Below are 11,263 nucleotides of genomic sequence, written 5' to 3'. Positions count from 1 at the left end.
TGATGATGAGTTAGTAACAGTTGAAATAACAATAAACCCATTACCAAATACAGGAACACCAACTCCAGCTACTTTCTGTGAAAATGATTTAACAGCAAACTCACCATTAGATTTATTTGGTCAGTTATCAGGAAATGATGCAGGTGGAACTTGGACAGATGATGATACTACAGGAGCATTAACAGGCAGTAATGTAGATTTAACATTATTAACTATTGGTGTTTACAATTTCACATATGCAATTACAGATTCTAATGGGTGTACAAATAGTTCTACAGTTACAGTAACCGTAGAAGATGCACCAGTAGCCGGAACGGTTAGCGAATCACCAGAATTTTGTGTTTCAGATATTGTTAGTGGTCAAACAATAGATCTTTTCGATTATTTAAACGGTGAAGATCAACCAGGAGTTTGGAGTGATAATACGCCTTCAAATCAATTATCAGGAAGTATTTTAACCCTAGACGGTTTAGCACCGGGAGCCTATACGTTTACTTATGATGTAGATGCTATTGGTAGTTGTGATGACCCAAATATGCCAACAGTAACTATAACAATAAACGATACTCCAGCTCCAACAGCTATGGCAACTCAAGATTTTTGTGATGCAGCAACAGTAGCAGATTTGTCTGCGACGGGAACAAGCATATTATGGTATAATGAAGCAACAGGAGGTAATGCTCTAGATGCAGCGACACCATTACAAGATGGAGAAACTTACTATGCATCCCAAACAGATGCTACAACAGGCTGTGAATCTTCAGTTAGAGTAGAAGTTACAGTATCTATTATCCCTTTACCTAATTCAGGAGGCTTAGCTACAAATCCAATAATAGTATGTAATGATACTACTGTAGATTTAAATACTGGCTTAGATGGGACTCAAGATACTACGGGTACTTGGACAGATTCTTCTGGAACAGTAATTACAACTCCTTCAATGTATGATGTAACAGGGTTTACACCTGGAGATTATATATTTACATATACCGTTTCTGCAGCACCTTGTGCAGATGCAGTAACAAGTATAACAGTTTCTATTCAAGAGCCTTTAAGTTCTGGAACTTCAAATGGAGACTTGGCTTTTTGTAGTACAGATGGAACATTCGATTTATTTACAAACATTACAGGAGAAGATATTGGTGGTGAGTGGATTTACAATGGTAATTCTGTATCAAACATCTTCGATCCTGCTGTAAATGAATCTGGAACATATATTTACTTCATTGCAAACTCATGTGGGAATTCTAGTACAAGTTTTGAAGTATCTGTTTCACAAGCACCAAATGCAGGCACAAACGGAACATTTACAATTTGTGCGGCAGATGTAGATACATCTAATAATATTTTAGATTTATTGTCTGTATTAAATGATATACCAGATGCATCAGGTACATTTACAAACGATGATAGCGCAAACGGTTTTTCTGGTAATAACCTTGATTTATCATTAGTTACTCCAGGTACTTATAACTTTACATATACAGTAATAGCAACAGCACCTTGTACAGTAAATAGTAATGCAATTGCAACAGTAACTGTAAACGATACAGGAGCAGTAACAATTGTAAACGCTTCTCCAGCTTTTTGTGCAGTTGATGATGCAGTAGTTTCAGATTTAGATACAGCAGTAAATGGAACAAATATAACTTGGTATGCAGAAGAAAATGATAGTACGCCACTAGATGCTAGTGAAGCATTAATAGATGGAGAAGATTATTTTGCAGTACAAAATAACACAACTAATGGTTGTGAATCTTCAACAAGAGTTCAAGTTGTTGTTTCTATTAATGATGCACCAACACCAACACTTTTAAATTCAGATTTAGAATTGTGTATTAACGATGCTCCAACTATTGCAGAGTTAACAGCTAATATTACAGAATATAATTCAGCTTCAAACAATGTAGTTTGGTATGATGCACCTACAGGAGGAAATGTAGTTACGGCATCAACAAATTTAGAAGTTAATACAACATATTATGCAGTATTAATAGACTCTACTTCTGGTTGTGAAAGTAGTATACGATTAGATGTAAGTCCAGATTTAACTGGCTGTGGTTTATTAGTTATCCCAGATGGTTTTTCTCCAAATAATGACGGTGTAAATGATACCTTTAATATTGAAAATTTAGATATTATTTATCCAAATTTCGAAATTGAAATATACAACCGCTATGGTAATGTAGTTTATAAAGGGAATGCATCAACTCCTGCTTTTAACGGTAAATCTAACCAATCTAGATTAATTGGAGGAGGAGAATTGCCTGTAGGAGTGTATTTCTACATATTCAATTTTAACGATGGTGTAAATAAACCACAACAAGGAACTTTATATTTAAGCAGATAATTTATAGACAACACAAAATTTAAAACAATGAAAAATTTAAATATATATAATAAAATAGCTGTTGTCGTTTGCTTGATGGTTATATCGTTTCAAGGTAATGCGCAACAAGACGTTCAATTTACACAGTATATGTATAATATGAGCGTTATAAACCCTGCATATGCAACTGCAAATGAAGATATTTTAAATATTGGAGGTTTGTATAGAACGCAATGGGTTGGAGTAGAAGGAGCCCCAAAAACAGGAAGCTTTTTTGTACACTCTCCAGTTAATGAGAAAATTGAATTAGGACTTTCATTTACTAACGATAATGTTGGTGATATTGTTAAAGAAAATAACATTTATGCAGATTTTGCTTATGTACTTCCAGTAGGTTTAGAAAGTAAACTATCTTTAGGCTTAAAAGCTGGAGTAACACTTTTTGAAGCAAATTTTAATGGTTTCGTATTAGAGTCTGGAAATCAATCAACAGATACTGCATTTAACGAGAATATAAATAAGGCATTCCCAAATTTAGGGATTGGAGCTTTTTTCTTTACAGATAAATACTACTTAGGAATATCTGCACCAAATATGCTTACTACAAAGCATTTAGAAAATGAAAATGGAATCCAGTCTACGGGAGTACAAAGTATTCACTATTTCTTTACTGGTGGTTATGTTTTTAATATTAATCAAGATATTAAATTTAAACCATCTTTTATGGCAAAAGCGGTAAACGGAGCGCCTTTAGCTTTAGATTTAAATGCAAATGTTTTATTCAACGAAAAATTAGAAGCAGGTTTAGGATATCGATTAGATGACGCTGTTAGTGCAATTGTTAATTTTAAAATAGCACCTCAATTAAGAATTGGTTATGCTTACGATTATACTACAACTAATCTTGGTGATTACAACTCTGGATCTCACGAAATATTTGCTTTATTTGATATCGATTTATTCGGTTTAAAAGGTGGATATGATCGTTCACCACGTTTCTTCTAACCTCAAAGACTTATAAAATGAAAAATTATATATACATATTTACTTGCCTTTTATTTGTTAGCAGTATCGCTTCTGCACAAAAAGGAAGTTTAAAAAGAGCCGATAAGCTTTTTGAAATGAGAGCTTATAAAGAAGCAGCAAATATTTACGAAACTAAAGACCGTTCTAAACAAGTGCTTCAAAATTTAGCAGATAGTTATTATTATAACTCACAAATGCAAAAAGCAATTAAAACTTATCGCGAGTTTTTTGTAACCTATAAAGATTCTATAGACATAGATGTTTACTTTAGGTATGCACAAGCATTAAAAGGTGTAAAAAACTATAAAGAAGCAGATAAGTACTTAAGTATATACAGTGCTAAACCTGTAAATACATTGGCATTTATTGAAGAAAATACAAAAACAACACCTCATACTTTTAAACTAAAACAGTTAGAAAATAAAAACTCTAGTAGTGATTTTGGTTTAACTTTTTATGGAGATAATAAAGTAGCATTTGCATCATCTAGAAATAGCGATAATCCATCTTATGTTTGGAATGAGTTACCATATTTAGATTTGTATAATGGAACAATTACTAAAGATGGAACAATTGAAAACGTAACACCTTTTTCTAGTGAGATAAATACAGACTCTCACGAAAGTAGCGCTACATTTAGTAAAGATGGAAAAACAATGTATTTTAATAGAACTAATAAAACCAAAACAAAAAATGAAGATGGTAGAATAGCACATATTAAAATTTACAAAGCAGAACTTGTTAATGGTGTCTGGACCAACGTAACCGCTTTACCTTTTACATCAAACAATTATAGTACAGAACATCCATCACTAAGTAAAGACGGAAAAACCTTATACTTTGCTAGTGATATGGAAGGTGGTTTTGGTAGCTTTGATATCTATAGAGTTGCAATAAATGAAGATGGAACTTACGGTGAACCAGAAAACTTAGGAGATAAAGTAAACACAAAACATAGAGAACAGTTTCCTTTTATTAGCGAAAATGATGTATTATATTTTTCTTCTATTGGCCATTTAGGTTTTGGAGGTTTAGATGTATATAGAAGCAACTCTGTAAACGGAAACTTCGATAAGCCAGTAAATTTAGGAAGTACCATAAATAGTAATTTAGACGATTTTGCGTACGTTATACGTGAAAAAGATAACAAAGGTTATGTATCATCAAATAGAACAGGTTACGATAAATTATACGGTTTTGCACGTGAAGAAAATTACTTAACTAAATATCAAGTAGAAGGTATTGTTACAGACAAAAACAGCAAAGAACTTTTAGTAGGTTCATTAGTAACATTATTTGATGAAACAGGAACCGTTATTCAAGATACTTTAGTAGGTAACGAGGCTAAATATCTATTTAAAATCGAACCTAATAAAAAATACAAAGTTCGTGGTACACGTAAAGCTTATATTCCTCAAGATGTAGAGTTTTCTACAGATAGCAAAGGAAAAGTACAACACGATATAGAGCTTGTTTTAGAGTCTTATGCAGATGCTGAAGAGCGTATAAAAGAAAACGAAAAAGGTGATGTCCAAATCACTTTAGATCGTATTTATTTCGATTTCGATAAATCTAATATTCGTCCAGATGCAGCAAAAACATTAGATGTTTTAGTAGAATTAATGCATAAATATAAAGATATGGAAGTAGAAGTGTCTGCACACACAGATGCACGCGGTAATGATCAATATAACTTAAATCTATCTAAACGTCGTGCTGCTTCAACTTTAGAATATTTAGTAAGTAAAGGTATAGAGCGTAACCGTTTAAAAAGTATAGGTTACGGCGAAATGCAACCACTAAACAATTGTGATAAAGAAGGTATTTGTACAGATGAAGAGTATGATATTAACAGACGTTGTGAGTTTAAAATTTTAAACTAGTATTTACACTAGCATCATAATAAGAAGCCTTTCAGTAAAACTAAAACTGAAAGGCTTTTTCTTTATATTTGCTTAAGTTGAATTTTCTTTTTTATTAAGAAATCCAAACGTTATTTATTCCTATGAACGAGAACCTAAATCCATCTAACGAAAACTTTTCACCTGAAGAATTCGATATCGAAAAAACATTGAGACCATTATCTTTTAATGATTTTACGGGTCAAGATAATGTGTTAGAAAACTTACAAGTTTTTGTTCAAGCAGCAAACCAAAGAGACGAAGCATTAGACCATACATTATTTCATGGACCACCAGGTTTAGGTAAAACTACATTAGCCAATATATTAGCTAATGAGCTTAATGTAGGTATTAAAATCACTTCGGGACCAGTTTTAGATAAGCCAGGAGATTTAGCAGGACTGTTAACTAATCTAGACGATAGAGACGTTTTATTTATAGATGAAATTCATAGGTTAAGTCCTATTGTAGAAGAATATTTGTATTCTGCAATGGAAGACTTTAAAATAGATATCATGATAGAGTCTGGTCCTAACGCAAGAACAGTTCAAATAAATTTAAATCCCTTTACTTTAGTTGGAGCAACAACACGATCAGGTTTATTAACAGCGCCAATGCGTGCACGTTTTGGTATACAAAGTCGCCTACAATATTATTCAACCGATTTATTAAGTACCATTATACAACGAAGTGCACAAATTCTAAATGTACCAATATCTATGGAAGCAGCTATAGAAATAGCAGGTAGAAGTAGAGGAACACCAAGAATAGCAAATGCACTGTTAAGACGCGTGCGAGATTTTGCACAAATAAAAGGAAACGGAAGTATAGATATTGCAATAGCAAAATTTAGCTTAGAAGCGTTAAATGTAGATGCTTATGGCTTAGATGAAATGGATAATAAAATACTTTCTACAATAATAGATAAATTTAAAGGAGGACCTGTTGGCATTACTACTATAGCAACCGCAGTTAGTGAAAGTACCGAAACAGTAGAAGAAGTTTACGAACCCTTTTTAATACAACAAGGCTTTATTATGCGAACACCTCGAGGCAGAGAAGTTACAGCATTAGCCTATGAGCATTTGGGTAAAATTAAAGGACCAACTCAAGGAGGTTTGTTTTAACTTAAAACAAAGCAAAATTCTTTAATGATAAATAATAAAGCGAAATACACAAACCTTATTAAAACCGAAGCCAAACGCCTCGGTTTTTTATCTTGTGGTATTAGCAAAGCCGAATTTTTAGAAGCCGAAGCACCACGTTTAGAAAACTGGCTAAATAAAAATATGAATGGTGAAATGCGTTATATGGAAAACCATTTTGATAAACGCTTAGACCCAACAAAATTAGTAGAAGATTCTAAAAGTGTTATTTCTCTTTTACTAAATTACTATCCTGAAGAAACCCAAAAAGATCCAGAAGCTCCCAAACTTTCAAAATATGCTTATGGTAACGATTATCATCATGTAATAAAATCTAAATTAAAAACACTTACACATTATATACAAGAAGAAATTGGGGAAGTAAGTGGTAGAGCTTTTGTAGACTCTGCACCAGTGTTAGATAAAGCTTGGGCAGCAAAATCTGGATTAGGCTGGATTGGTAAACATAGTAATTTATTAACCCAACAAGTAGGCTCTTTTTATTTTATAGCAGAACTAATAATAGATTTAGATTTAGAATACGATACTATAGTTTCAGACCATTGTGGAACTTGCACTGCATGCATAGACGCCTGTCCAACTCAAGCAATTGTAGAACCTTATGTGGTAGACGGAAGTAAATGTATAAGTTACTTTACAATAGAACTTAAAGACCAATTACCTAATGAGATGAAAGGTAAGTTTGATAGTTGGATGTTTGGTTGCGATGTTTGCCAGGATGTGTGTCCATGGAATAAATTTTCTAAGCCACATAATGAACCATTATTTAATCCGCATCCAGAATTGTTAGATATGACTAAAAAAGATTGGGATGAAATTACTGAAGATGTATTTAAAAAAGTGTTTCAAAAGTCGGCAGTAAAACGAACTAAATTTTCTGGATTAAAACGAAATATTGAGTTTTTAAAATAAATTATTTTTTATTTTGTCGAGTTTCTTTTAACTAAACTGGTTTCTAGTTCTATAATCTTAGGGTGTATAACTTTATTATTCTTATTAGCCTTAAGCTCTTTATATAATTGTTTAAAAGCCATTTTTCCCATTTTAAACCCAGGTTGATCTATAGTTGTTAGTGATGGTGTTATGGCAGATGACATAAACCAATTACTAAATCCCACTACAGAAATGTCTTCAGGAACTTTTACTCCACGTTTATTAAACTCTGTAATTGCTCCTATAGCAACCATATCTGTATTAATAAAGATACCGTCAACATCATTATGGTCTTCTAATAATTTTGCAGCATTGGCTTTACCTTCGTTAAAACTCATATCATCACATGAACATGTATATACTAAACTTGGGTCGTAATCAAAGCCATTATCTAATAATGCTTTTTTATAACCAAGAAATCTGTCTATAGAGTTTTGTGGTAATAATGGACCTCTAAAATGAGCAACACGTTTACAGCCTGTATCAATTAAATGTTGTGTAGCTATGTATGCAGCTTTTCTATCATCAATAACTACTTTAGAACAGTTTACAAGTTTTGCAATTTTATCAAACATAACTAAAGGTGTACCGCTTTCAATAATATCATTCAAATGTTTAAAGTCTGAAGTACCATTTGCAAGCGAAATTAAAATACCATCAACACGTTTATTAAGTAACAAGTCTAATTGTTGTTTTTCTAATTCGTAAGACTCATTAGATTGTAATATTATTACTAAATATCCTTTTTTTTCAGCTTGAGAAATTATGCCTTTAATTACACTTGAGAAAAAGTGATGTACTATTTCAGGAATAATTAGACCAATAGTTTTAGACTCTTTTGTTCTTAAATTAACAGCGAATGCATTAGGCTTATAATTTAATGTAGCAGCTGTTTCTCTTACAAGTTTTCTAGTTTTTTTACTAACATCAGGGTAATTTTTTAATGCTTTAGAAACAGTTGTTATAGAAATATTTAAAGTTTCAGCGATATCTTTAAGAGTAGCAGGTTTCATGCAATTTTTTTATAAATGTAATTCTAAAATCTAATATAGTAATTATTAATCGAAAACGTTTTCGTAAAATCGAAAACGTTTTCGATTAATAAATTTATATTTTTAGGTATCTTTAATTATAGATTTGTGATATAACAGCTATAAATATTATTAATTAACTAAAAATTATCAAAAATGAATACACTAATCAAAAAATGGGGTTTGTTCCTTTTGTGTTTATTCTCGGGTATTTCCTTATTTGCACAATCTGTAATCTCTGGTAAAATTAATGACGAAGCAGGTATGCCGCTACCAGGTGTAAATGTTATTTTAAAAGGCACTTCACAAGGTGCAACTTCAGATTTTGAAGGGAATTATTCTATTGAAAACGTAAGTGATGGTAACTATACTCTTGAAGCAACTTATTTGGGTTATACAAAATATTCAAAAAATGTTTCTGTAAATTCTGAAAATTTAGTTATTGGGTTTACAATGATTGAAAACGCAGAATCTTTAGATCAGGTTATTATAACAGGTGTAACAAACCCAAGGTCTAAAATAGAATCAAGTGTATCTGTAACAACAATGAAACCTAAATTAATAGAGCAGTCTGCACCTAGAACAACTGCCGAAATATTTAGAACTATTCCAGGAATTCGTTCAGAATCCTCAGGTGGTGAAGGTAACTCTAACATTGCAGTAAGAGGTGTTCCTGTATCTTCAGGAGGTTCAAAATATGTACAATTACAAGAAGACGGTTTACCTGTTTTGTTATTTGGTGATATGTCTTTTGCTACAGCAGATATTTTTACGCGATACGATTCTAATATATCACGAATAGAAGCTATAAGAGGTGGATCTGCTTCAACATTATCATCTAATTCGCCAGGTGCAATTATTAATTTAATTAGCAAAACTGGTAAAGTAGAAGGTGGTTCTATAGGTACTTCTTTTGGTTTAGATTATAGTAATTTTAGAACAGATTTTGAATATGGAGCACCATTAGGAAACGATTTATATTTTCACATGGGAGGTTTTTATCGCGTAGGAGAAGGTATTAGAGATGCTGGTTATACAGCTAATAATGGAGGCCAATTTAAATTAAACTTAACTAAAGAATTTGATAAAGGTTATGTTCGTGTATATGCTAAATATTTAAATGATAGAGCTATTGGATACCTACCAAACCCAATACAAGTAACAGGTACAAATGATGATCCAGATTTTCAAGATCTTTCTAATTTTGACGCTAATAGTGAAACATTACATACACCATACTTATCTCAAAACGTTGGTTTAGGTGAAAGTGGTGAGTTAAGACGATCTAATGTTAGTGATGGTATGAATCCAATTTCAACATCAATAGGTATGGAAGCAGCTTTCGATTTAGGTAATGAATTTAAAATAACAAACAAAGGTAGATTCTCTTCTAATAAAGGTGGATTTAACTCTCCATTTCCAGCAAGTGTTTTAACAGCATCAGATTTTCTTGCAGGAGATTTTGCAACAGGTAATGGTTACAGTTCTTTAAGTTATGCAAATGGCGATGGCGCAGTAAGTGATAATACAGTAATTGCACCTGTAGTTTTATTTGACACGCAGTTAAATAACTTTAATAATTTTATGAACGATATTCGTTTAACAAAAGACTTTGGAAACTTAGATGTAACTGTTGGTTATTTTAAAGGCATCCAAAATGTATCTATGTCTTGGTTATGGAACTCATATTTATTAGAAGCTTCTGGTGAAAATGCAAGATTGATTAATGGAGTAGATACTGGAGGAAACGATATAACATCTAATGGTTTAGTAGGTTATGGAGCAGCGTTTTTTGGAAACTGTTGCCAACGTAGTTACGATACGCGTTACAATGTTTCTGCACCATATTTATCTGTAGCTTTAGAAGCTTCAGAGAAATTAAATGTAGATGCAAGTATTCGTTTTGATAATGGTAAAGTAGATGGTTCTTTTGCTGGGCCAGTAACTTCTGCTTATGATATTAATAATGATGGTACAATCTCTCAGCCAGAACAAACTGTACAAGCTATAGATTTATCAAATCCTACAGTTGTAGATTATGACTATGATTACGTTTCGTATTCTTTAGGTTTAAATTATAAAATTCAAGATAATCAAGCAGTGTTTGCTAGATATAGTAGAGGTGCTTCGGCTAAAGCAGATAGAATTTTATTTGCAGGATTAGATTATACAGATAGTGATAGAATTAATGCATTAGATTTTATTAATCAAGCAGAAGTTGGTTATAAAAGAGGTTTTGAAAATGGATCTTTATATGCAACTGTATTTTATGCTAAAACAACAGAAGAAGGTGGTTTTGAAGCAACTTCAAATTCTATAATCGAGAACGATTACAAGTCTTTAGGTATAGAAGTAGAAGGATCTTATAGATTTAATGATTTTGATGTTCGTGGTGGTTTGACATTTACAGATGCCGAAATAGATTCTGGAGATAACGAAGGTAATACACCAAGAAGACAACCAGATTTTATTTATAACCTTATTCCATCTTATAACTTTGGTAATGCAAAGCAAAACAGTGTAGGTTTAAGTTTTGTAGGACAAAGTAAAGCGTATGCACAAGACTCAAACGAATTAGTTTTACCAGGATTTGTAATTATAAATAGTTTTATAAATATTGGAGTGACAGAAAATTTAAAAGCAAACATATCTGCAAACAATATTTTCGATACTTTAGGTATTACAGAGTCTGAAGAAGGAAGTATAACAGAAGGTCAAGTAAACTATTTAAGAGTTAGACCAGTACCTGGACGTTCTATTTCTTTAGGTATTAATTATAGTTTTTAATTTAAACAAGTGTTAGTTTTTTTGATTTGAATTTGTATAGAGTCAATATTAACATAATTAATATTGGCTCTTTTCAATTAACTAAAAATA

7 protein-coding genes are annotated in these 11,263 nt (G+C 31.9%); 6 read left to right on the top strand and 1 reads right to left on the bottom strand.

Annotation, left to right across the window (positions count from 1 at the left end; translation table 11 throughout):
• The 5 genes from BM549_RS13435 to queG form a co-directional block, all read left to right on the top strand.
• Window positions 1–2,350: gliding motility-associated C-terminal domain-containing protein (locus tag BM549_RS13435; RefSeq protein WP_290470741.1), on the top strand; the 2,350-nt coding region annotated here is incomplete at its 5' end.
• Between the two features lie 27 nt (window positions 2,351–2,377).
• A complete protein-coding gene (locus tag BM549_RS13430) occupies window positions 2,378–3,334 on the top strand; it encodes a type IX secretion system membrane protein PorP/SprF (RefSeq protein WP_290470740.1) in 957 nt (318 codons plus the stop codon).
• 17 nt (window positions 3,335–3,351) lie between these two features.
• Window positions 3,352–5,238 carry an OmpA family protein gene (locus BM549_RS13425; protein ID WP_290470739.1) on the top strand — a complete coding sequence of 629 codons (1,887 nt, stop codon included), beginning with the start codon at window positions 3,352–3,354 and terminating at the stop codon, window positions 5,236–5,238.
• 122 nt (window positions 5,239–5,360) lie between these two features.
• A complete protein-coding gene (gene ruvB, locus BM549_RS13420) occupies window positions 5,361–6,383 on the top strand; it encodes a Holliday junction branch migration DNA helicase RuvB (RefSeq protein ID WP_290470738.1) in 1,023 nt (340 codons plus the stop codon).
• 24 nt (window positions 6,384–6,407) lie between these two features.
• Window positions 6,408–7,334, top strand: coding sequence for a tRNA epoxyqueuosine(34) reductase QueG (gene queG / locus BM549_RS13415; RefSeq protein ID WP_290470737.1), 927 nt, complete (start codon window positions 6,408–6,410; stop codon window positions 7,332–7,334).
• 8 nt (window positions 7,335–7,342) lie between these two features.
• Here the strand turns inward: queG and BM549_RS13410 are convergent, their stop codons facing one another.
• Window positions 7,343–8,368: a LacI family DNA-binding transcriptional regulator gene (locus BM549_RS13410; RefSeq protein WP_290470736.1), complete on the bottom strand. Its 1,026-nt coding sequence runs from the start codon at window positions 8,366–8,368 to the stop codon at window positions 7,343–7,345.
• Window positions 8,369–8,542: 174 nt separating this feature from the next.
• Here BM549_RS13410 and BM549_RS13405 point away from each other — a divergent pair, with 174 nt between their 5' ends.
• A complete protein-coding gene (locus tag BM549_RS13405; protein WP_290470735.1) occupies window positions 8,543–11,173 on the top strand; it encodes a TonB-dependent receptor in 2,631 nt (876 codons plus the stop codon).
• Window positions 11,174–11,263: the final 90 nt, after the last annotated feature.

It is taken from the genome of Lacinutrix sp. MedPE-SW (assembly GCF_001874145.1).
Lineage (GTDB): Bacteria > Bacteroidota > Bacteroidia > Flavobacteriales > Flavobacteriaceae > Lacinutrix.
This window is presented reverse-complemented; position numbering and strand designations above follow the sequence as displayed.